Source organism: Paenibacillus sp. EPM92 (genome assembly GCF_016586185.1).
Classification (GTDB): Bacteria; Bacillota; Bacilli; order Paenibacillales; family NBRC-103111; genus Paenibacillus_G; species Paenibacillus_G validus.
In genome coordinates, this window is the sequence record NZ_BCPS01000066.1 from 100,146 (window position 1) to 122,855 (window position 22,710).

At 55.2% G+C, this 22,710-nt stretch carries 25 protein-coding genes; 20 read left to right on the forward strand and 5 right to left on the reverse strand.

Translation table 11 applies throughout. The annotated features are described in order from the left end of the window. Nucleotides 1–26: 26 nt before the first annotated feature. The 3 genes from JMF85_RS14380 to JMF85_RS14390 are packed head-to-tail and all read right to left on the reverse strand — an operon-like array spanning nucleotide 27 to nucleotide 2,655. On the reverse strand, nucleotides 27–1,073 hold the full coding sequence (locus JMF85_RS14380) for an ABC transporter substrate-binding protein (protein WP_127607368.1): 1,047 nt from the start codon (nucleotides 1,071–1,073) through the stop codon (nucleotides 27–29). Nucleotides 1,074–1,118: 45 nt separating this feature from the next. Beyond that, nucleotides 1,119–1,883: an ABC transporter permease gene (locus JMF85_RS14385; RefSeq protein WP_236595859.1), complete on the reverse strand. Its 765-nt coding sequence runs from the start codon at nucleotides 1,881–1,883 to the stop codon at nucleotides 1,119–1,121. After that, nucleotides 1,816–2,655, reverse strand: coding sequence for an ABC transporter ATP-binding protein (locus JMF85_RS14390; RefSeq protein WP_141333729.1), 840 nt, complete (start codon nucleotides 2,653–2,655; stop codon nucleotides 1,816–1,818). The genes JMF85_RS14385 and JMF85_RS14390 overlap by 68 nt, the downstream gene beginning before the upstream one ends. A 157-nt stretch (nucleotides 2,656–2,812) precedes the next feature. Between JMF85_RS14390 and JMF85_RS14395 the strand changes: the two genes are divergently transcribed. From JMF85_RS14395 to gndA, 7 genes are all read left to right on the forward strand, one after another. After that, a complete protein-coding gene (locus JMF85_RS14395; protein WP_054798763.1) occupies nucleotides 2,813–3,718 on the forward strand; it encodes a stalk domain-containing protein in 906 nt (301 codons plus the stop codon). Nucleotides 3,719–4,138: 420 nt separating this feature from the next. Next, nucleotides 4,139–4,735, forward strand: a complete 597-nt coding sequence (locus JMF85_RS14400; protein ID WP_054798746.1) for a hypothetical protein — start codon at nucleotides 4,139–4,141, stop codon at nucleotides 4,733–4,735. A 160-nt stretch (nucleotides 4,736–4,895) separates the two neighbouring features. Next, nucleotides 4,896–5,906, forward strand: coding sequence for a LacI family DNA-binding transcriptional regulator (locus JMF85_RS14405; protein ID WP_054795600.1), 1,011 nt, complete (start codon nucleotides 4,896–4,898; stop codon nucleotides 5,904–5,906). A gap of 43 nt (nucleotides 5,907–5,949) precedes the next feature. Next, nucleotides 5,950–7,218, forward strand: coding sequence for a nickel pincer cofactor-dependent isomerase, group 22 (locus JMF85_RS14410; protein ID WP_127607374.1), 1,269 nt, complete (start codon nucleotides 5,950–5,952; stop codon nucleotides 7,216–7,218). Nucleotides 7,219–7,231: 13 nt separating this feature from the next. Next, complete coding sequence (locus tag JMF85_RS14415; RefSeq protein WP_127607376.1) at nucleotides 7,232–8,776, forward strand: gluconokinase; 1,545 nt, start codon at nucleotides 7,232–7,234, stop codon at nucleotides 8,774–8,776. 12 nt (nucleotides 8,777–8,788) lie between these two features. Further along, nucleotides 8,789–9,559 carry an SDR family oxidoreductase gene (locus JMF85_RS14420; protein ID WP_127607378.1) on the forward strand — a complete coding sequence of 257 codons (771 nt, stop codon included), beginning with the start codon at nucleotides 8,789–8,791 and terminating at the stop codon, nucleotides 9,557–9,559. A 94-nt stretch (nucleotides 9,560–9,653) separates the two neighbouring features. Continuing rightward, nucleotides 9,654–11,066: an NADP-dependent phosphogluconate dehydrogenase gene (gene gndA, locus JMF85_RS14425; protein ID WP_054795601.1), complete on the forward strand. Its 1,413-nt coding sequence runs from the start codon at nucleotides 9,654–9,656 to the stop codon at nucleotides 11,064–11,066. Nucleotides 11,067–11,082: 16 nt separating this feature from the next. Here gndA and JMF85_RS14430 read toward each other — a convergent pair whose 3' ends face one another. Further along, entirely contained in the window at nucleotides 11,083–11,415 is a 333-nt protein-coding gene (locus JMF85_RS14430) for a hypothetical protein (protein WP_127607379.1), read from the reverse strand. Between the two features lie 139 nt (nucleotides 11,416–11,554). On the opposite strand from JMF85_RS14430, the gene JMF85_RS28400 reads away from it, so the two are divergent. Beyond that, entirely contained in the window at nucleotides 11,555–11,683 is a 129-nt protein-coding gene (locus tag JMF85_RS28400; protein ID WP_269103368.1) for a hypothetical protein, read from the forward strand. A gap of 47 nt (nucleotides 11,684–11,730) precedes the next feature. On the opposite strand, the gene JMF85_RS14435 is transcribed toward JMF85_RS28400, so the two are convergent. Then, nucleotides 11,731–12,024 (reverse strand): rhodanese-like domain-containing protein, encoded by a 294-nt coding sequence (locus JMF85_RS14435; RefSeq protein ID WP_141333727.1) that lies wholly within the window; start codon nucleotides 12,022–12,024, stop codon nucleotides 11,731–11,733. A gap of 70 nt (nucleotides 12,025–12,094) precedes the next feature. Here JMF85_RS14435 and crcB point away from each other — a divergent pair, with 70 nt between their 5' ends. The 12 genes from crcB (at nucleotide 12,095) to JMF85_RS14495 (ending at nucleotide 22,669) form a co-directional block, all read left to right on the forward strand. Then, entirely contained in the window at nucleotides 12,095–12,508 is a 414-nt protein-coding gene (gene crcB / locus JMF85_RS14440) for a fluoride efflux transporter CrcB (protein WP_236595860.1), read from the forward strand. Continuing rightward, the gene (locus JMF85_RS14445) at nucleotides 12,505–12,876 is read left to right on the forward strand and encodes a fluoride efflux transporter FluC (protein ID WP_141333726.1); all 372 of its coding nucleotides are present in this window, start codon (nucleotides 12,505–12,507) and stop codon (nucleotides 12,874–12,876) included. The genes crcB and JMF85_RS14445 overlap by 4 nt, the downstream gene beginning before the upstream one ends. Before the next feature lie 38 nt (nucleotides 12,877–12,914). Further along, a complete protein-coding gene (gene aroA / locus JMF85_RS14450) occupies nucleotides 12,915–14,210 on the forward strand; it encodes a 3-phosphoshikimate 1-carboxyvinyltransferase (protein WP_201318423.1) in 1,296 nt (431 codons plus the stop codon). Nucleotides 14,211–14,305: 95 nt separating this feature from the next. Continuing rightward, a complete protein-coding gene (locus tag JMF85_RS14455; RefSeq protein ID WP_127607387.1) occupies nucleotides 14,306–15,157 on the forward strand; it encodes a C39 family peptidase in 852 nt (283 codons plus the stop codon). Nucleotides 15,158–15,228: 71 nt separating this feature from the next. After that, a complete protein-coding gene (locus JMF85_RS14460) occupies nucleotides 15,229–15,657 on the forward strand; it encodes a CoA-binding protein (RefSeq protein ID WP_054797013.1) in 429 nt (142 codons plus the stop codon). Nucleotide 15,658: 1 nt separating this feature from the next. Next, nucleotides 15,659–16,345: a thiamine phosphate synthase gene (gene thiE / locus JMF85_RS14465; protein ID WP_127607389.1), complete on the forward strand. Its 687-nt coding sequence runs from the start codon at nucleotides 15,659–15,661 to the stop codon at nucleotides 16,343–16,345. A 112-nt stretch (nucleotides 16,346–16,457) separates the two neighbouring features. Further along, complete coding sequence (locus tag JMF85_RS14470) at nucleotides 16,458–17,249, forward strand: hypothetical protein (protein WP_054797015.1); 792 nt, start codon at nucleotides 16,458–16,460, stop codon at nucleotides 17,247–17,249. 154 nt (nucleotides 17,250–17,403) lie between these two features. Then, nucleotides 17,404–19,302 (forward strand): glucose PTS transporter subunit IIA, encoded by a 1,899-nt coding sequence (locus JMF85_RS14475; RefSeq protein ID WP_127607391.1) that lies wholly within the window; start codon nucleotides 17,404–17,406, stop codon nucleotides 19,300–19,302. Next, nucleotides 19,295–21,085, forward strand: coding sequence for a phosphoenolpyruvate--protein phosphotransferase (gene ptsP, locus JMF85_RS14480; RefSeq protein ID WP_141333723.1), 1,791 nt, complete (start codon nucleotides 19,295–19,297; stop codon nucleotides 21,083–21,085). The genes JMF85_RS14475 and ptsP overlap by 8 nt, the downstream gene beginning before the upstream one ends. Nucleotides 21,086–21,151: 66 nt before the next feature. Beyond that, complete coding sequence (locus JMF85_RS14485; protein ID WP_127607395.1) at nucleotides 21,152–21,685, forward strand: type 1 glutamine amidotransferase domain-containing protein; 534 nt, start codon at nucleotides 21,152–21,154, stop codon at nucleotides 21,683–21,685. Between the two features lie 21 nt (nucleotides 21,686–21,706). Further along, nucleotides 21,707–22,111 carry a VanZ family protein gene (locus tag JMF85_RS14490; protein WP_127607397.1) on the forward strand — a complete coding sequence of 135 codons (405 nt, stop codon included), beginning with the start codon at nucleotides 21,707–21,709 and terminating at the stop codon, nucleotides 22,109–22,111. A gap of 141 nt (nucleotides 22,112–22,252) precedes the next feature. Next, a complete protein-coding gene (locus JMF85_RS14495) occupies nucleotides 22,253–22,669 on the forward strand; it encodes a hypothetical protein (protein WP_127607399.1) in 417 nt (138 codons plus the stop codon). Nucleotides 22,670–22,710 lie beyond the last annotated feature (41 nt).

The following is a 22,710-nucleotide window of genomic DNA, read 5'->3' on the forward strand; positions in this document are numbered from 1 at the left end:
TGCGCGCCGCGCAGCTCCGTTTCACTTTACTTGCCCTGCTTCACTTCATCCAGCAAAGAGAGATCGAGGAACTTGCTCAGATCAAGCTCTTCTTTCTTCATGTCTTTGATGTAGCCCGCCTCGATGGAGACACGCGCCATTTCTTCAATCGCTTCCTTACTGACGTCGGTCGTCAGGTTCAGATGAGAGAGCGCAGCCTTGATCAGGCCTACGTCCATCCCTTTGCCGCTGAGCTCCTTCAACCGGTTGTTGACAAGCTCATACGATTTATCGGGGTTTTGCTTGATAAATTCGATCGCTTCGGCGTTCGCTTTGATCGCCTTCTTCGCCAATTCACGGTTTTCCTTCAGGAATTTATCCCCGGCTACCAGAATGACAAGCGGATAGTTTCCTTTGTTTGGCGGAATTTGGTCCCAAGGCACGATGACTTTACCGATGCCTTCCTGCTCCATCTGCGTGCCCCATGGCTCCGGAATAAGCGTGGCGTCGATTTCCTTCTGGCGCATGGCGATGAGCGTGTCCGCCGGAGCACGGGCGATGATCTGAACGCCGCTTTTATCCGTAGTTACTTTCAAGTTGTTCTCCTGAAGCAAGAGCCGCAGCGAAATTTCGTTCGTGCTTCCCTTGGTCGGGATAGCAACCGTCTTGCCGGCCAAATCTTTCACGCTGTTAATGCCGGAATCTTTACCTGCCACGAGCACCGCGCCTCCGTTATTCGAGCCGGAGATGATGCGGAAGTTTTTGCTCTTGATATATTGGTTCGTGGACGGGCCGGGACCTACGAAGCCTAGGTCGATTTGATCCGTTGCCAGGGCGGTGGAGAAATCGGAGCCGTTATCGAAAGCCTGAACCTCGATTTTGACGTTGTCTCCCCAATGCTTTTGAAACAATCCTTGCTCCAATGCTACATAGCCCGGTGCATGCGTCACGTTCTTGAAGATGCCAAGACGCACCGTCTTCGCTGCGGCAGCGTCGCCGCCGGCATTGTTCGGAGCTTCCGTTTTGCCGCCGCAAGCCGACAGGGCAAGCGCACCGGACAGCAAGACTGCGAGTAGTACAGAACCTTTTTTCATCTCTTGTTTTCTCCTTTGCTGTGTAGCCGGATCACTAGTGGATCCTTATTTTTTGCTGCTAATCAGACCGTAACGCACCAACAATTTATCTTCCAGGCGCTTGAAGCAGAAATGGTCGGACACCGTACCGAGCACCGCGATGATAATGACGATACAGAGCATTAGCGCCGTATCCGCCAGATTGCGGCCGTCCTGCAGCAATTGCCCGAGGCCCACTCCTTTGGCGATCAGTTCGCCGGCAACAAGCGCCCGCCAAGCAAACGCCCAAGCGACGCGCACACCGGTCATCATATGCGGAAAAGCGGCGGGCACCATGACCTGATAAAACATCCGCAGCCCATCCCCGGTACCCATCGTTTGCGCTGCCTTAATGTAAATAGACGGGATGTTCTTAATCCCGGTCCGGCTTGCCATCGCCATCGTCCAGGTCGCGCCGAGCGTGGTGATGAAAATAACGGCAAAATCACCCATCCCAAACCAGATGATGGCAAACGGAAGCCAAGCAATACTTGGAATGGTCTGCAGGGCGACAACCAGAAAGCCGATGGTATCGTCAATGAGACGATAGCGGGCGAACAGAAAGCCAAGCGCCGTTCCGACGACGATGGCCAGAACGAAGGCCAGCAGAAGTCTCTTCAAGCTCTGGTAAGTGGCTTCCAGCAGCTGTCCGTGAACGAATCCGTCATAGAAAGCAAGGAACGTCTGGGTGACGGAAGGGAACTTCCAGCCCCAGTCGAAAATTCTAAATCCCGCTTCCCACGCTATCAGCAGCAGAATCAGAAAGATGCTTCTTCTTAAGGCTGTATTCATCGCCCATCTCCTCCTTTACCACTTTTTCCAGTTCATCGGCCAGCGCTTCCATGATGCTGGCTTCCACGTGGCGTAAGACGGAATCGGAGTAATCCCGAGGGCGGGCCGCTTTCACGGCGAACTCCTTCTTAATCGTACCTGGACGGGTCGACATGACGAGCACGCGGTCGGACAGGATAACGGCTTCCCTGATATTATGTGTAATAAACAAAATCGTCTTACGCGTCTTCATCCAAATTTCTTCAAGATCTTTATGCAGGATGAGCCGGGTTTGCTCGTCCAAAGCCGCGAACGGCTCGTCCATCAGCAAAATGTCTGAATCCATGGCGAGGGCCCGCGCGATCGCCGCCCGCTGCTTCATCCCTCCGGAGAGCTCGTGAGGATACCGGTCTGTAAATTTGCTCAGATGAACCGCCTTGATATGCTCCTTCGCCAACGCTTCCCGTTCCGCTTTACGGATGCCTTTCTGCTTCAAGCCGAAGGCGACGTTCTCCAGCACGGTCAGCCAAGGGAAAAGGGCGTGCTCCTGAAACACAACGACCCGGTCGGGTCCCGGACCGTCAGACGGTTTGCCGTTCACGACAATCGACCCTTTCTCCGCTTGATCCAGCCCCGCTACCAGGTTAAGCAGCGTCGATTTGCCGCAGCCGGAAGGCCCGAGCAGGGAGACGAACTCGCCCTTCTGTATTGTTAAAGACACGTCGTCAATCGCGGTGTAAGGAGCGGCACCGCGCTGCTGAAACGTCTTGCTGACGTTGCGAATTTCGATCAACACAATCACTCCTTTCAGATTCTAGTTGTAGAGGACAGATATCAAACCTATTTTATAGGAATTAGTCATCTTGTCAACTCGTTTTTTTGGCAGGAAATCGTCCGGTTTTGTCGAATCAATGGGGACGGCTATTTCATATAAGAAAGGTTTGAATATCATGAAACGTTACCAACGCGTTATGGTGGCTGCGGGCTTGCTCAGCGGCGCCTTTACGGCAGGTGTGTATGCCGAGGACGTCCTGCAGCGGGTGGACGCGTACTTGCGGCCCGACTTTCAAATCGTACTGAACGGTACCGCCGTTCAATTGGAAAGTCCGGCGCTCGTGTACAACGACACCAGCTATTTGCCTTTGAAGGAGCTTGCACAGCGGCTCGGAGCCAATATTTATTGGAAGGGCGATACGAAGACGATTTACATCAACAGCCGGATCAATCCCGAGCAGCGCCCGGACGAGCAGGACACGACGTATGAAGCGCTGGAGCTCTCCAACCCTTATTCGGCGATGATGAACTATTTGGGCTCGGATTACCCCGTCCTGCTTACGTATAACGCCAAAACGAGCAACTACGGCTTGTATTACCGGGAGAAGGATGCCAAACGGATGGGGATCGATACGAGCGGTTTGGCCAAAGCGAAGGATCGGTTGACGAATGAAACGTTCGTTCACGAGAAGGAATTGCAGAAGCGATGGCGCCAAGCGCCGAAGCAGGTATATGCGTCCGGCTACGAAGCGTATGTGATCGCCGATGAGCTGCATCCGAAGAAGCTCGGGCTGCTTCGCAGCCACATCAAAGGGATGACCCTGATCAAGTACAGCGATGTGGAGTATTATACGAAGCCGATTATGGTCGAGAAAGACATCGACAAGACGGATACTTACAAGTTCCTGTACCTGGAAACCGTTCGAATGAAAAATGTGCCGGTCCCACAAACCCGCTACAAACTGGCCGAGTTGAGATTGACGCAAGATATCCTGAATCCGGACAGTTACACGGTCAACATTACCAATACATACGACTTGCTGCTCGAAGCCGACAAACGCGAGCATCCGGAGGAGCCTTAATCCGTTCGGCCGCCATGAACAACATCGCAATCGACGACTGTTCTCGCAGCTCTTGTGCATCATGATTCCGGCGCCGAAGGACAAGATCAAGAAGGCTTGTATAAGCCCGCGGGGGATGGCTCCGCGGGCTTGGCGCGTTCGCTCGAAACGTCCCCCGCGATGGATTGGCAACGCTGTCATGCAGGCAGGCCGCCGAAAAAATAGGTGGTTTTTTCGAAAAAAAAAGTCAATAATCCAAGTTGCTAAAACATATGATTCATAATAAGATAGAACTAAGAAACAGAATAGTCAGAAAATTCACTCAAAGCGATGCGGCTGTTCTTCATTTCTGATTGTTCCATTCATCGAAGCCGACGCAGCAAGGTTCGCGCAAATCGATGAACTTTATTGACACCGTTCAAACCCAGAGGAGGGATTGCCGTGAGTAAAAGTCATGAAGTAGAATATTGCAACCTTGAGTTACGATTTGACCGTCGGCTAATCCGTAACTTCATCAAAACGCTCATTCAAGAGGGTTACTCGCTCTATTGGAATGAAAGCGATCAGCAGTTCATCGTTTCCATTCGTACCGGCCGCAAGCTGGTAAAGCTGAAATTTCAACGCATCGGAGAGCGCTATAAAATCGTCGGCAACTATTCGTTCAAAGACGAAAAACTGGCGGAACTTATGGAGAAAATGATCGGCGATACCCGAGGCCATGCGGTTGTCAAACGGTTCAAAGACCGGCAAATCTTAATTGAGAACATTATGTTCGGAGAAATCATCCGAATGGTGGAAATTTCAGGGGTGGAGCACAAAGTACTTTTTCAAAAAGAGCCGGTGGTGACCGTGGAAGAAATGATGCAAGCATTCCGCTCCAGGCGGCCCGACGAGCGGATCCCGGTATTGCGGCTGGAGCTTGATTACGAATTGGCGATGCTGCATGAGGCGCTTCAAGAAGGGGATACGCGAAAAATTTTAACTTGCAAAGAGAAGCTGAAGGAGCTGCGGCATGAAATGTTATTGCTTGAAATGTAAGACTGAATTGCAATAGGCTTCCCGTTAGACGGATCGAATCTGTCGCGCGGGAAGCCTTTTTAAGTTAGAACCGATGTTCTGCTGCCTCGCTGCATCCCGTATAAGAAATCCGATTGTTAACGTGTGCATAGCTATGATATGATAAAGAGGAGGTGGTTTCATGAGCAACGTGACGATCAAGGACATCGCTAGAATGGCCGGTGTTTCGCATACGACGGTATCCCGGGCGCTCAACGACAGCCCGCTGATCAATCCGGAAACGAAGGAGAAGATCAAATCGATCGCAGGAAGCTTGAATTATACCCCGAACTACAGCGCGAAGAGCCTGGTGCTGGACCGATCTTATAACCTGGGGCTGTTCTTTACGACCTTGCGTCAAGGGACCTCGCCCGGCTTTCTATACGAAGCGATTAAAGGGGTTAACGAGATCATCAAGGACAGGTATAATTTGATCGTGCGCGGCATCGACGACTATAAGAGCTACCACCACGTCAATCGCAAAAGCTTTGACGGCATTATGCTGATGAGTCAAAGCGCAGCGGATCAGCCGTTCATCGAATACGCCTCCGATCACGGCATCCCGTTCATCGTACTGAACCGGGAGGTCGAAATGAGCGGTGTCGTGAATTTGATTCCCGACGATCAGAGCGGCGCTTACCGGATGACGGAGTATATGCTGCGCTGCGGCCATCGGAGAATCGCCATCGTGGAAGGGAAAGCGGGCTTCAAATCGGCCCAGGCCCGTAAGGAGGGCTATCGCGAGGCGCTGCTCGCTTACGGGATCCCGCTGCAGGACGAGCTTTGCATTCGCGGGGATTACGGCTTGGAGAGCGGCTACAAAGCGATGGTGCGGCTGCTTGCGCTGCCTGAACGTCCGACGGCCGTCTTTTGCAGCAGCGACGATATGGCGCTCGGAGCGGTGAAAGCGGCGGTAGAACGGGGGCTGCGCGTGCCGGATGACGTTTCGGTGGCGGGCTTCGACGATACGGGCTATTCGGCCTTCACAACCCCTGCGCTGACGACGGTGCGACGGCCGATCGAGGAGATGAGCCGCGCGGGCGCCGAAAGACTTATGGCCCTGCTTGAGACCAAAGAAAGCGCGGAGCGCAAAACATTGTTTCATACGGAGCTCATCGTTCGCGATTCCGTCAAACGGCTGAACACGGAATGAGCCTGACACTCAAACAAAGTCATCTATGGAGGAGAATAAGTAAATGAGCATACTGAAAACACTGCTGCAAGATATCCCCCTGCCGAAAATGGTTCGCATCCGGCAAAAATTCGACGCCACCCGATTGGAAGATCCGGTCGCGGTCCTTCGCACGGAGCTGAACAAACCCGGCGCGATGGACCGGATCCGGCCGGGACAACGGGTGGCGGTCGCTGTCGGCAGCCGGGGAGTGGCACATATTGCCGACTTCACACGCGCAACGGTCGAAGCGATTCAAGCGGCAGGGGCGCATCCGTTCATCGTGCCATGCATGGGCAGTCATGGCGGCGCAACGGCGGAAGGGCAAGTGGATGTCCTGCACCATCTCGGCGTGACGGAAGAAGCGATGGGCGCGCCGATCCTCTCTTCGATGGAAGTGATCGAGATCGACCGGCTGCCGAACGGCCTTCCGGTCTATGTCGACAAGTATGCATCGGAAGCGGACGCGATCGTCGTCATCAATCGGGTGAAACCGCACACGGCTTTCCGCGGCCGGATCGAAAGCGGCATTATGAAAATGATCTCGATCGGGCTCGGGAAGCAAAAAGGCGCTGAAGCCTGCCACCAGCTCGGGTTTAAATATATGGCCGAGAACGTGCCGGCGATGGCGCGGATTATGATCGACAAGCTGCCGATCGTATTCGGCATTGCGCTGGTTGAGAACGCCTATGACGAGACGTGCATCGTCGAGGTGCTGCCGGCGGAGCAAATCGAGGAGCGGGAAGTTGTGCTGCTCGAAGCGGCCAAGGCGCGGCTGCCGAAAATATTGTTCGATCAGATTGACGTTCTTGTGATCGACTATATTGGGAAGAACATCAGCGGCGACGGCATGGATCCGAATGTCACCGGCCGTTATCCGACCCCTTATGCGCACGGCGGACCTGACGTTTCGAAGATGGTCGTGCTCGATCTGACGCCGGAGACGAAAGGTAACGCGAACGGCGTCGGAACGGCGGACTTCACGACGCAGCGTCTGGTCGACAAAGCCGATTTGGTCGCCACCTATGCCAACGGCTTGACGTCGACCGTCTGCGCCCCAACGAAAATTGCGACTACGCTCGAGAACGACGAGTATGCGATTAAAGCGGCGGTCAAAACTTGCAACATCCTCGATTACACGAAGTGCCGTTTGGTGCGCATTCAAGATACGCTGCACGTGGGGGAAATCGAAATATCGGTCAACTTGCTGGAGGAAGCGAAGCTGCATCCGGACATCGAAATATTGACCGAACCGTATGAGCTGAAGTTTAATGCGGACGGGAACTTGAGATAAAGGAGCGTTGCACGTGCTAAAGCCATATATCATCGCAGCCGATATCGGCACGACTAGTGCGAAGACGCTGCTGTTCGACCGGGAAGGACGCATTCTGGCTTCCCATGCGGTCGAATATCCGCTGCATACCCCGAAGCCGGACATGGCGGAGCAGGATCCGGAGCAAATTTATCAAGCGGTGTTGACCGGGATTCAGGCGGTCGTCCGTCAGGCTTCCGTGCTGCCGGGACAAGTGATGTGCGTGTCCTTCAGCTCTGCCATGCACAGCTTGATTGCCGTCGACGAAGCCTTGAGGCCGCTGACGCCTTGTATAACATGGGCGGATAACCGAAGCGCCGGATACGTGAAACCGGTGAAGGAGCAGTTGAACGGTCACGAGATATATATGCGGACGGGAACGCCGATTCATCCGATGAGCCCGCTGCTCAAGCTGTTGTGGTTTCGCGATCACCGCCCGGAGCTGTTTGCCGCGGCTTATAAATTTATCGGCATTAAAGAATATGTATTTGCCCGGTTGTTTGGGGAATGCGTCATCGATCATTCGCTTGCAAGCGCCACGGGGCTGTTCAATTTGCGCAGCCTCGATTGGGACTCGGAGGCGACGGCCCTCTGTGGCGTACGCCGTGAGCAGCTGTCCAGGCCGGTGCCGACGACGCATGTCATGCAAGGCTTGCGGGCTGAAGATGCCGCACGGCTCGGTCTTGCTGCGGATACCCCGTTCGTCGTCGGCGCATCGGACGGCGTGCTGGCGAATTTAGGCGCGGGCGCGTTCGAGCCGGGCATCTATTCGGTCACGATCGGTACGAGCGGCGCTGTGCGCGGCGTCGTCCGTGAGCCGGTGACCGACCCGAAGGGAAGGCTATTTTGTTATGCGCTGAAGGAAGACTTCTGGGTTGTCGGAGGCGCGATCAACAACGGAGGCATCATGTTCCGCTGGGTGCGCGATCAATTGGCGACGGCGGAAGCCGAAGAAGGCCGCCGGCGGGGGATGGACCCTTACGAATATTTGACGGCATTGGCGGCGGAAGTGCCGCACGGCTCGGACGGACTGCTCTTCCTGCCTTTGCTGGCGGGGGAACGGGCTCCCTACTGGAACGCCAACGCCCGGGGCGTATTTTTCGGACTTTCGTTGTACCATCAGAAGAAGCATATGATCCGCTCCGTGCTCGAGGGCGTCATGTACCGCATCCATACGGTGGTCGACGCGCTGGAGGAGCTGAGCGGACCCACACGCGAAATTCGCGCTTCCGGTGGCTTCGCGCGTTCGCCGTTCTGGCTGCAAATGATGTCCGACGTGCTCGGCAGTCCGGTAGCGGTACCGAATACGATCGAGGGCTCCGGCGCGGGCGCAGCGCTGCTCGGCATGTTGGCCGTCGGGGAAATTCGTGATTTCTCCAGCGTTCATAACTGGGTGCAGGTGCGCCATACGCTGCAGACGGATCTCAAAGCGTTCGAAGTGTACCGGCAGTTGACAACCATTTATAGTCGTGTGTACCATCAGTTGAAAGATGAGTTCGATGCGATTGCCGCCTTTCAACAGCAGCACACGTTATCTTAGGAGGGCATAAGCATGGCGAATTTGTTTGATTTAACGGGAAAAACGGCCGTCATCATCGGAGGAAACAGCACGCTGGGAGGCGCGATGGCCGTCGGTCTCGGCGGACACGGTGCGGATGTGGCGATCGTGGGACGAAACCAGGAGAAAGCGCATGAGGTGGCCCGGGCGGTAGAAGCGGCCGGCGGCCGGGCGCAGTGCTTCTCGGCCGACGCGACGAATGAGGGCGATTTGCAGCGGGTGCTGGACGAGGTCCTCGCCTGGACCGGGCGCTGCGACGTGCTGATGAACTGTCCCGGCAAAAACAGCACAACGCCGTTCTTCGACCTGAAGATGGACGAATGGGACGCCATCATGGACGTCAATTTAAAAAGTGTTGTGTTGGCCTGCCAGGTTTTTGGGAAATATATGGTCGAGCGGGGCGAGGGCGGCAGCATCATCAATATTTCGTCGGTCTCGTCCGAGCCGCCGTTGTCTCGCGTGTTTACGTATTCGGCGTCGAAGGCGGCGGTGAACAACGTAACGAAGTTTTTGGCCAAAGAGTTCGCTCCCTCGCGGGTTCGCGTCAATGCGATTATTCCCGGCTTTTTCCCGGCGGAGCAAAACCGGAAAATTTTATCTCCCGACCGGGTCGATGCGATCCTGCGGCATACGCCGATGAACCGGTTCGGCGAGGCGGAGGAGCTGCAGGGCGCGGCCGTATACCTCGCGTCGGAGAAAGCGTCGGGCTTTGTAACGGGCTCATTGCTGCGGGTTGACGGCGGTTTCGGAGCGATGACGATTTAAAGGGCTTGAAAATGGGGCGCGAACAATGCTATTTTTAATTGAGATTTATTTTCACAGTATATAAATTGGGATTAGGGAAGGAAGAGAACCAAACATGTCCAAACAGCAAATCGGCGTGATCGGACTTGCGGTCATGGGGAAAAACCTGGCGCTCAACATCGAGAGCCGCGGGTTTACCGTGTCCGTGTACAACCGCTCCCGGGAGAAGACGGATGCATTGCTTGCGGAAGCGCAAGGCAAACGGCTTACGGGTACATACACAATCGAAGAATTCGTGGCTTCCCTCGAGTCGCCGCGCAAAATTCTCATCATGGTCCAAGCGGGCTCCGCAACGGATGATACGATCAACCAACTGATTCCGCACCTCGATAAGGGCGATATTATTATCGACGGCGGCAACGCATACTTCCCGGATACGCAGCGCCGCAACCAAGAGCTTGAAGCGCACGGCATCCGCTTCATCGGTACCGGCGTGTCCGGCGGCGAAGAGGGCGCGTTGAAAGGACCTGCGATCATGCCTGGCGGACAGAAGGACGCTTATGAGCTGGTGGCTCCGATCCTGACGTCCATTTCCGCGAAAGTAGGCGGCGATCCTTGCTGCACCTACATCGGACCGGACGGCGCGGGCCACTACGTCAAAATGGTGCATAACGGCATCGAGTATGGCGACATGCAGCTCATCTGCGAAGCGTACCAGCTCTTGAAAGATGTGCTCGGCGTCAGCACGGAAGAGCTGCACGAAATATTCGCGGATTGGAACCGCGGCGAATTGGACAGCTACCTGATCGAAATCACGACCGACATTTTCACGAAATACGACGAAGAAACCGGCAAGCCGATGGTCGACGTTATTTTGGATTCCGCCGGACAGAAGGGCACAGGGAAATGGACGAGCCAAAGCTCGCTCGACCTCGGAGTACCGCTGTCGATCATTACGGAATCCGTCTTCTCCCGTTTCCTCTCGGCGATGAAGGAAGAGCGCGTGGCGGCAAGCAAAGTGCTGGCCGGACCGGCAACGAAGCCGTTCGACGGCGATCGTGCGGCATTCATCGAGGCAGTTCGCAAGGCGTTGTACGCCAGCAAAATTTGCTCGTACGCGCAAGGCTTCGCTCAGATGAGAGCAGCCAGCGAGGAGTACAACTGGGGATTGGATTACGGCAGTATCGCGATGATCTTCCGCGGCGGCTGCATCATCCGCGCCCGTTTCCTGCAGAACATTAAAGACGCATACGACCGTAATCCGGAATTGAAAAACTTGCTGCTGGACGAGTATTTCAAAGGCATCGTCGAAAATTATCAAGAAGCTTGGAGATCCGTGGTAGGTACAGCGGTATCGCGCGGCATTCCGGCTCCGGCGTTTGCTTCGGCGCTCGCCTACTACGACAGCTACCGGACGGAGCGTTTGCCGGCGAACCTGCTGCAAGCGCAGCGCGATTATTTTGGCGCGCATACGTTCAAGCGGCTGGACAAAGAAGGCACGTTCCATTATCAATGGATCGAAAATTAAGCGGCAGTCCGTTACGTTAGGACTTCCGGTTCGAGCGTGGCGAATATAGTCCGTGCGAAGCTTCCTGCACCCAGCGCTTCAGCCGGTCGGCCTCCTGGTCGAAGCCGTTGCGGCGCTGAATGAGCATAAGTGCGATCTCGGCGAAATAACGGAAGTTTTGAAGCAGTCGTGGCTGGGAAAGATCCATCAGGTTTGGATCTTCCTCGGCCACCTTTTTTTTAATGTATTCCAGCATCCAGACGATTTCTTCTTTGCAAAGAGGGCGCGCAGGGTCCATGATCTGCTCCAGCTTCATCTCGGTCGGATCGGTGCCAGCCGTTTGGTTCCTGAACAAGGCGCTAGGCGTCATTGCAGCATTCTCCTTTCTAAAAAATTGGTATTATTCAGTTTGATTGTTTTATCTGGTAATTATTCACAATCATCTTATGTTTTTGACAACCTTTCTATTCACGTTACTTAAGCTGTGATATGATAGGATCAGTTTAAACTTGGACTGGTCTTTGCTGCAGGGAGATATGGAGGAACGCGTGCGCACGATTAAGGAAACCGATGGGCACGCGTATGATTTGGCCGATTTAAGATCGAGACGGACGGACATACCGTCGAGGAAATCGTGAGTCTCGTCGTTAGCGGCGGCTGGTTTGCTTTGAAGAACTGGCTTGCACTAGGAGGGGTCCCATTCAAGCATGCCGCCTGTCATGTTTTTCAGGTTGGAGAAGCCTTGCGCCTGTAAATATTCAAGGGCTTTTCCGCTGCGGTTGCCGCTGCGGCATACGAGAATCGTCTCGCCGTTCTGCGGAATGTCGGACAGGCGCTCGGGAATTTGCATTAAAGGAATGTGCTTAGCGCCGGGAATCATCCCGAGGGCCACTTCCTCCGCTTCGCGGACATCGATGATGACCAGCTTTTCTCCATTCTTGAGCCGTTCTTTCACTTCGGCCGGGGTAATCGTTTGCACGAGGTAACGCCTCCTTCTGATCTGGCTGCAGGCAGCCGACTGTCCTCATCATACCTAGGAACGGGAAATCGTGTCAATCAAAGGAGGTTTGGCCGCTTTGACCTGGCTTTACGTCGGACTGGCAGGCGTCCTCGGATCGCTGGCGCGCTTCGGCCTGTCCGCGGCTTTCATCAAGTTTCCCGTCCATTTTCTGCCATGGGGAACGCTTTTGTGTAACTGGGTGGGATGTTTCCTGCTGGGCGGCCTGGCGTACTCCAGCCGTCTTTCGCGGCGGCCGAGATTGCAGACGGCTATCACAACGGGCATGATCGGCGCGTTCACGACGTTCTCCACGCTCAGCTGGGAGCTTTTTGCGCTGCTCCGCGACGGGCTGTGGGCGGCGGCCATCCTTTATGCGCTGGCGAGCTTGTGGGGCGGCTTGTGGTTGGTTCGTCTTGGAAGAAACCTGGAATTTGGGCGGGCAAAGAGGGGATCTGCAGAATGATGTCGAATAATAATATGCTGTGGAACCTGTTGTGGGTGAGCGTAGGCGGGTTCGCGGGGGCCATAGCCCGATACGGGCTGAGCGGTGGAATTGCCAAGCGTTTTCCCCGCAGATATTTGCCCTACGGCACATTGACGGTCAACGCGATCGGCAGTTTTTTGCTTGGCTTTCTATGGGGACACGGAGCCTCCGAGACGACGATGCTGCTGCTTGGGACGGGCTTCATGGGTGCGTTCACGACGTTCTCGACGTTCAAGCTTGAGGCCGAAGCGTTCTTTAGCGACGGGCGGCGGAACAATGCCTGGACTTATTTGGGCGTATCCTACACGCTTGGCATATTGCTCGCCGCTGCAGGATATGCGATTTGAATAAGCGATTTGAATAATCAAGGAGAGATACATACACAATGAAAGCCATCGTCAAACCGACGCCTCGATTGGAAGGCACGATTAACGCACTATCTTCGAAAAATTACACGACGCGTTATTTGCTGATCGGTGCGCTTGCGGACGGCACCAGCACGGTGCATTACCCGGCGCACAGCGAAGACAGCGACGCGATGCGCCGCTGCATCCGCGATTTGGGAGCCGTAATCGAAGAAGACGAAGAGAAGATGGTCATCCGCGGTTTCGGCAAATCGCCCAAGCCTGTCAGCGAGCTGAACGTCGGCAATGCGGGCGCCGTGCTCCGGTTTCTCATGTCGGTCGCCGCTTTCCTGCCGGAAGTGACGTTCGTGAACGCATATCCGGATTCCCTGGGCAAGCGGCCGCACGACGATCTGATCGATTCGCTGCAGCAGATGGGCGTCGAGGTCGAGCATCGCGAGGGCAAGCTGCCGATCACCATTCGCGGCGGCAAGCCGCGCGGCGGACAAATCACTGTTTCGGGCAACATCAGCTCGCAATTTCTCAGCTCGCTGCTGTTCGTAGCGCCGCTGCTCGAGGAAGACACGGAAATTACGGTGCTGCATGATTTGAAATCCAAAATCATCGTCGGGCAAACCCTCGAGGTTATTGAGCAGGCGGGTATTCGGATCGAAGCCTCCGAAGATCTGATGCATTATAAAATTCCGGGCAAGCAGCAATACAAGCCGCAAAATTATGTGGTCCAAGGCGATTATCCGGGTTCGGCGGCGATCTTGGCGGCCGCGGCGGTAACGCACTCTGACGTAACGGTGCTGCGACTCGCCGAACAGAGCAAGCAGGGCGAACGCGCCGTCATCGACGTGCTTCGCGCGATGGGCGTCGATTTGACGCACGAGAACGATACGGTGCATGTGCGCGGCAATCAGACGCTTAAGGCAGGCGAGTTCGACGGCGACCATTTTACCGATGCGGTGCTGGCGATGGTTGCGGCTGCCGTATTTGCCGACGGGACGTCCCGGTTTTATAATGTCGAGAACCTGCGTTACAAAGAGTGCGACCGCATTACCGATTTCGTGAACGAGCTGCGCAAAGCGGGTGCAGATGTGGAAGAGCGGCAGAGCGAAATCATCGTCCATGGACGTCCACAGGGCGTCGCTGGCGGGGTGGAAATCAATGCGCACTACGACCACCGCGTCATTATGGCGTTGACGGTTGTCGGCTTGCGTTCGGAGCAAGGACTCGTTATTAATGACGCTCATCATGTGGCTAAATCGTATCCGCAGTATTTCGAACATCTGCTGTCGCTTGGCGCGCAGATCGAATTGGTCCAGGCGTAATCGTAGTCTATCGTATCGCATCCGTTTAGGAAAACGGAAAGCTTCCCCAGACAGCTAGACGCTCCAATCAGTATGCGACAAAGGCGGTGAGCATCATGGCCGTATTATGGAAAGGCATTCAAGTCACGTTTGCATTCTTTTTGATTGCCGGTTTGTTGTTTGCCAGCGGCGTGTTCGCCGTCTTGTTATATGCGAAAGCGACAGGGCATGACGCGTGGATCACTCCGGGTCTCCGGGCGCTTGCGGCGGCTCCAGGTCTGGAAGCCGCCGCAGCCGGAACCGCCGCGGACAGTGCGGCAGCGCAGCCGGAGCCGGCTGCTGCAGTGCCGCCGCAGCCGGTCAAGCCGGCAAGCGCAATGCTCGACGCTCCGATGGTTCGCCAGCTGCCGGAGCTGCCTTCAGGCTGCGAGGTGACCAGCTTGACGATGCTGTTGAAATTCCGCGGCCTCGAGAAGTCGAAGCTGGAGCTGGCCGCGGAGATGCCGCGCGACACAACGCCGATTCGTTATAACAAGGACGGCACGATCGCCTACTGGGGCAACCCGAATACGGGGTTTGTCGGCGAGCCGACGGGCGCAGCCAAAGGTTTCGGCATTTACCATACCGCTTTATTCGCGCAGTTGAAGGCTCATGTGCCTAGCGCAATCGATTTGACCCGTCAGCCTTTTGCCAAGTTGGAAGAGCAGTTGCAGCTGGGAATACCTTCCGTGGTTTGGACGACGATCGATTATCAGGTGCCTGAGAAATGGGTCGTTTGGGATACGCCGATCGGTCCGATCCAAACGACGTTTATGGAGCACGCTGTACTCTTGGTCGGTTATGACGAGACGTATGTGTATGTGAACGATCCGCTTTCGGGCCGCAGCAAGCAGCCTATCGAGAAAGCGCAATTTATTGCCGTTTGGGAAGCGATGGGGCGCCAAGCGATCAGCTATACGAATGGCTGAGCGACCCCGGGATCACAATAGCAAGTAGCTATCGCTTTGATCAAGCTTAGTATAAGGAGCGGATGAAAACCATGGCATTTGAAAATCCTTCGCGTGAACGTATTAAAGAACTGCTGAGCGAGGCGCAAAATATTGCCGTCGTCGGACTGTCCGACAAGCCGGATCGGGTTTCCTACACAGTGTCGGAGGCGATGCAGAAGAAAGGGTATCGGATCATTCCGGTCAACCCGATGGTGAACGGCACCATTCTCGGGGAAACGTGCTATGCAACGCTGTCGGACATTCCCGATAAGGTGGACATCGTTAACGTGTTCCGGCGCAGCGACCAAGTCGTCCCGGTGGCGGAAGAGGCTGTAAGCATCGGATCGCGGGTATTGTGGCTGCAGCTTGGCGTTTACAATGAGGAAGCGGCGGAAATAGCGAAAGCTGGCGGTTTGGAAGTCATCATGGACCGCTGCATCAAAGTGGAAGATTCGATCCTGCTGCCCGGAGGAAAATAAAGTGCAGACCAGATCCAAGTCCTTATCCGAGTTGCTGTCGCTTTATCTGGTGACGGATTTGTCACCGGCCGGGGCAGGCAGTGCGCTCGCCACCGTACGAGCCGCGTTGGACGGCGGCGTGACGATCGTTCAGCTGCGCGAGAAGAACGCGCAGCTGCGTCAAACGTTGGAAGAGGGACGCGCGCTCCGGGCTTTGTGCCGGGAGTACGGCGTCCCTTTCCTTGTCAACGACCGCGCAGACCTTGCGCTTCTGCTTGAGGCCGACGGGGTGCACGTCGGCCAGGACGACCTGCCCGGCCTCGCCGCGCGCGAACTGCTCGGTCCAGCTGCCATCGTAGGCGTGTCGGCAGGCACGATGGAAGAGGCGGAGTGGGCCGTTGCGCAGGGCGCCGACTATTTAGGCGTAGGTCCGGTATACGCTACGATGACCAAAGGCGATGCCGGCGAACCGATCGGCACGTCGCTGATCTCGCAGATCCGGGCGCGTTGGCCGCAGCTGCCGCTTGTCGGCATCGGCGGCATCCAGAGCGGCAATGCTTCGGCCGTCGTAAGCGCAGGCGCGGACGGGGTGGCTGTCGTGTCCGCGATAACGAAACAAAGCGATCCGCAGAATGCGGCCCGCGAGTTGCGGAGAAACGTCGATGCCGCACGCAACGCTCGCGGGGGAAACGGCGAGAAAAAACGATAAATCCGAGTAATAAAATAAATCCTCCTTGAAGACAATAAGAAAGGCTTTCGGATGAGAACGGCGAAGCGCCTATCTCTGGAAGACTTCCTAAACCGTCCAAGGAGGATTTCGCATGTACAGCCAATTTCAAAACAATTTTCAAAATCAAGCAGGTGCTTCCGGAATTGTGAATTCCCAGTACCGCGGCTACGAAACAAAGTATCAACCGGTCGGATTCGTTCAATCCCAATACAACTCGTCAATTAATCAGGGCGCGAATAACCAGTTCAACGCAGGTATGAACAACATGAACAATCAGCAGCAATTCGTGAACAATCAGCAGCAATTCGCATCTTCTTACTCGCAACAGCAAAGCCCGCAAGCTTACCATACGGCAAGCTACCGCGGCAACCAACAAGGTCATGACGCCTACCTGCGTTCCGACTCCACGCAGCCCGCACAAAGCCAATATGGAATAGGCGCTGCGAGCGGCATCAACAACAGCGCGTACACATCGACATCGTTTGGCTCGAACGCCTTCCAAGCCAACCAACCGAACAACCAGTATCAAAGCGCTCAATCGTTCCACACGGCGGGCTACCGCGGCGATCAGCCGGGTCACGACGCGTACCTGCGTTCCGATTCTACCCAAACGGCTCAAAGCCAGTACGGTATCGGCGCAAGCTCCTACGCGAACAGCCCCTATACGTCTTCGTTTTCCACAGGCATAAACAGCAACCAGCAGCAAATGGGTACGGGCGCTTCTTATTCGCAATTCCAAAACCAAAGCCCGCAGTCTTACCATACGGCAAGCTACCGCGGCAACCAACAAGGTCATGACGCTTATCTGCGTTCCGATTCTACGCAACCCGCGCAAAGCCAATACGGTATGGGCGCAAGCGGCATGAACAGATACCAGTTCTAAATTGAACTGTTCTCGTAAGCGAATGGGCGGGCCGAAAGGCTCGCCTTTATGCGCTTTTTCAAGGCAAATGGTTGTTTGACAAATACCGGGTTAGCGCTTACCATCAAATAGTGCGAGTCAAGTTACGGTAAATTGGAAGGGGGAGCGACACGTTTTGAACTGGATGGGAAATTTGCAGCAGCTCGGACGATCGTTGATGCTGCCGACCATCACATTGCCCGTTGCGGCCATTATGCTGCGTCTCGGATCGCTGCCTTGGGATCAGATGTATATGCCCCGGATCGGTGAAATCTTCACTGCGTTCGGCACGATCATATTTACATATCTCCCTATGATATTTGCCGTCGGGGTGGCGCTCGGGTTGACCGAAAGCGCCGGCATCGCCGGGATGACCGCTCTGATCGGACATTATATGTTCGCGGAGACGCTGCAGCGTTATCTGGGTGAGACGTTTCAACTGGGCGTCCCCGGGGGGATATTGATCGGACTGATTGCGGCCGTGATTTATCACCGCGTCAAACATATTCAGCTGCCTGAGGCCATACAATTTTTCGGTGGACCTCGTTTGGTTCCGCTATTTATGGGACCGGCCGTCTTCGTGCTCGTCCTGCTTATGATTCAAATCGGGCCGCTCATGAATCTGGGGATGCAGAAGCTGACCGATATGCTGCTCAGTTGGGGCGGGTTCGGCACCTTTTTGTACGGAATCATCCATCGTTTATTAGTGCCTTCCGGTCTGCACCACGTGTTCAACAATTTTTTCTGGTTTCAATTGGGCGCTTACGGGAACAACGGACAGCCGGTATTCGGCGATTTGCCGAGGTTTTTCGCGGGCGACCCGACGGCAGGCATTTACATGGCAGGATTGTACCCGATTATGATGTTTGCGCTTCCGGCCATCGCCCTAGCCATCATTCAAGAAGCGCGCGAAGATTTGAAGCCGAAAATTCGGGCGACGTTTTTGACCGCCGCGTTCGCTTGCTTCTTAACGGGTGTGACGGAACCGATTGAATTTGCGTTTTTATTCGTAGCGCCCTACTTGTTCTTCATTCATGCCTTATTGTCCGGTTTGTCCATGTGGATCGCTTATTCGCTTGGCATTCATCACGGCTTCTCTTACTCGGCCGGCGCGATCGATTTTCTGATCAATCTGCACCTGTCCACGAACGGGCTCCTGCTCATTCCGGTCGGGCTTGCTTACGGCGTCGTGTATTATGTGCTTTTCCGTTGGGCGATTCGCCGATTCCGCATCCCGACGCCCGGTCGCGAGGAAGGTTCGCAGCTGGAAGAATGGGCCGGCGACATCCCTTACCGTTCGCCGCTCATATTGGAGGCGCTCGGCGGGAAGAACAACATTAAAAATCTGGAAGCGTGCATCACCCGCCTGCGCATAACGCTCGAGAACGATAAGCTGATGGATACGTCCGCGCTGCGGCATCTCGGTGCGGCGGGCGTCATCCGTCTTGGCGGCGGCAATGTGCAGGTCGTGTTCGGCACGTACTCCGAGCTTATTCGCGAAGAAATCAACAAGGTGCTGCGCAAGGATATTCGTCAGGTGCTGTTCAGCTCGCCGATGCAAGGACGTATGATCGCGCTCGAAGACGTTCCTGATAAAATTTTCGCCGGCAAAATCGTCGGTAACGGCGTCGCGTTCATCCCGGATAAGGGCGAGCTCGTTGCCCCAATCGCCGGGCGCATCATTCACGTGTATCCGACGCTTCATGCGCTGGGCATCGAGACGGAGCAAGGACTGCAGGTGCTGCTGCATATCGGGATCGATACGGCGCAGCTGCAGGGCAAGTATTTCACTTGCTATGTGAAAGAAGGCGATCAGGTGGAAACGGGACAACTGCTTGTCCGGTTCAATCTGCAGAAGGTGAAGAAGGGCAGCAAATCGCTGGCTACGCCGATGCTGATCACGAATACGGATGCGGTCAAATCATGGAGCTTTGCACCATATAAAGCGGTGAAGAAAGGCCAGGCTTCGGTCATGTCGGTCGTTCTTAAAGATACCGCCACAACAGTCGTAAGGGGAGGGAACGTTTTTGGTTAGGGGGATCGGAGCTTCATCCGGCATTGCGATGGGCAGGGCTTTCGTCATTCCGACCTGGGAATGGGACTTTCCCGACAAGTTGATTGATGTCGCCGACCTGGCGTACGAATTCGAACGATTGTATGACGGCATCCGGCACTCCAAGGATGAGATCGAGCAAATCAAGCAAGAATTCGTCAGCGTGCTGGGTGAAGAGCAGACACAAATTTTCGACGCGCATTTGGCCATCCTGGAAGATCCGGTATTCATGAACGAGGTCCAGGGTATTATGCAGCGTCAATATAAAGCGGCGGAAGTGGCCGTGAAGGAAACGATCGAAAAATTCGTCAATATGTTCGATCTGCTGGACGACGGGTACATGAAGGAACGGGCGCTTGACATCAAGGATGTCGGCAACCGTCTCCTCAAGCACCTGCTCGGCGCGCTGGAAGAAACGCTGCCGCCGAAGGACGAACCTTACGTGCTCGTCGCGAAGGAGCTTATTCCGTCCCAAATGGTGCACCTCGACGTCAACCAGACGCTCGGGCTGGTTACGATGATGGGCGGCAAAACATCGCATGTGGCCATCATGGCCCGGGCAATGGGCGTTCCTTATGTGCTGGGCGTGGAAGGGAAGCTGTCCACGCCGATCCAAACGGGCGATTATTTAATCATCGACGGCGACGAGGGCCTCGTATTCGTCAACCCTCCGGAGCAAGAGATCGAACGGTATCGGCAGCGGCGGGAAACGTGGAAAGCGCAGCAAGAGCTGCTGCTTCAATTAGCCGACATTCCGTCGCAAACGGAAGACGGCATGACCATGAACCTTGCCGCCAATATCAGCTCGATCAAGGAGCTGGAGCAAGCGATCGCCAAGGGCACTTCCGGCGTCGGGTTGTTCCGCACCGAATTTCTGTACATGAACCGCACCAGCTTCCCGGAGGAGGAAGAGCAATTCGTCGTGTACCGCGAGGTGGCGGAGCGTCTGAACGGCAAACCGCTTGTCATTCGAACGCTTGACATCGGCGGTGATAAGCATCTGGATTATCTGGAGCTGCCGGAGGAGGAAAACCCTTCGCTCGGATACCGTGCGATCCGGATCATGCTGGATCGAACCGATCTGTTCAAAACGCAGCTTCGCGCAATTTTGCGGGCCAGCCATTACGGCAACATCAAGATCATGTACCCGATGATCTCCTCGCTTGACGAGCTTCGCAGGGCGAACGACGTATTGAACGAGGTAAAAGCCGAGCTGGCGGAGGCGAACGTCGCTTTTCGTGCAGACGTGCCGGTCGGCATCATGATCGAGCTTCCGGCAGCGGTCATGATTTCGGACTTGCTTGCCAAGGAAGTCGATTTTTTCAGCATCGGTACGAACGATTTGGTGCAATATGTGCTCGCGGTCGACCGGATGAACGAGCAGGTCGCGCATTTGTACGACCCGTTTCATCCGGCTGTGCTGAGGATGCTGAAAATAACGGTGGATAACGCCAAACGGTTCGGCACGCACATCAGCGTCTGCGGCGAGATGGCGGGCGACGTGCGCGCGCTCCCGATCTGGATTGCCCTCGGCATAACCGAGCTGAGCATGTCGGTGTCGTCGATTCTGCATGTGAAGAACAGTCTGATTCAAAGCCGTCAAAGCGAAGCCTCGACAATTTGGCAGGAGCTTGCGGCCTGTCCAAGCAGCACCGCCGTGCTGCAGGTGCTTGGACGTTATTGGGAGACGGGGATTGCCGCGGCGTCGAAAGGGCCGAAGCCGTCAGAGTCGGATAACTCGCGGCCCGCAAGCGGCTGCTTTTGAACGGGTAGGCGATTAGAAGCGAAACATCCATTATTCAAGCTCAGAACAGGAAAGGAGTCGCGGACCATGGAACTGAAAGGTTACAAAGTGCTTGCCTTCGTGGACGAAGAATTTGAGGATTTGGAGATGTGGTACCCCGTGCTTCGCTTGCGGGAAGCCGGCGCCGAGGTGCATTTGGCAGGCCCGAAGGCGAATCAGGTCTATCATGGGAAATACGGCGTGCCGTTAACGACGGTGTACGCGCTTGACGAGGTGAAGTCCGAAGACTATATCGGCTTGTACGTGCCTGGCGGCTGGGCGCCGGACAAGCTGCGCCGCTATGCGTCCGTTCTGCGGCTGACGCGAGAATTTCATGAGGCGCAGAAGCCGATCGCGCACATTTGCCATGCAGGCTGGGTGCTTGCTTCGGCGAAAATTTGCCAAGGATACACGATGACGTCGACACCGGGCATCAGGGACGATCTGGAGAACGCGGGAGCTACTTGGGTCGACGAGGAAGTCGTGGTTGACCGTCACATCGTATCCGGTCGCAGACCGCCCGATCTGCCGGCGTTTACGAAAGCGTTCGTGGACGTATTGGCGAGCTTCTCACAGAAATAAAAGAGCAGGGGAAATAGCGAAATGAATGTATGGCTTCGATGGCTGCCCTCCGTCCTAGGGATGGCGGCCATTTATTATTTTTCGTCCCGAACGGGCGACGATTTAGGCGGCTGGCTGGACCAAATTCGCATTTGGATCCCCTTTATGGAAGGCTTCGATTGGGGCCATTTCGTATCCTATTACGGACTGGCGCTGACGTATTTATGGGGGCTTCGACCAAGACGGCTAAGCTGGCGCACGAAGCTTCTCGTCGTCCTGATGTGCATCGGCTACGGCGTAACGGACGAATTCCATCAGCTGTTCGTACCGGGACGCACCCCGGATGTGATGGATCTCCGCAATGATGCGATCGGGGCTGCGCTTGCCATGTTGACCGCTTCCATTCCAAGCGTAGCGCGGTTTTTCGAACGGCGTAACGACTGCTAATAATTGCTAGACTTCGAGCGGCAGGAGAATATGAACGAAGGTAGAATATTTCTATTTATCGGACCAGGAAAGCCGGCTAGGCTTCTTGTGTCGCCATGTTCTCATGTAAGGTTGGGTGTGCCGCCAGAAGGAGTGGTATTGTTGGTGAAGTTATGCAAATGCGGGAAATCGATGAATATCAGGCTCCGCACGGTTATCTATCAGAATAAAGTTGAAATCGATAACGTGCCTATTCATTCATGCGACTCCTGTAACCGGAGCGAAGTGTTTGCCGAAGTGAAGCCCGAGTTAACCGGATTGATCGGAACGCTTGGAGGCAAGCCTGAGAAGCAGCAGGTGAATTTTAACGAAATTAGCGAGATCGCTTATCTGATGATGAAAGTGACGGAGAAAAAACGCGCCTCGGATGCGATCGAAGTGATCATAGAGGAGCGGATTAACGAACTGCTCGATTTGCTGCTGCTCGCCCAATCGCTGCAGGACGGGCCGTGGATCGAAGATCTGCGCAAACGCCTGTCGCAGATTGCCAAGCATTCGCTAACGGTGCAAGATTTTTGAAAGCCACTGCTTCGCAGTTGGCTTTTTTGGCATAAATTTGA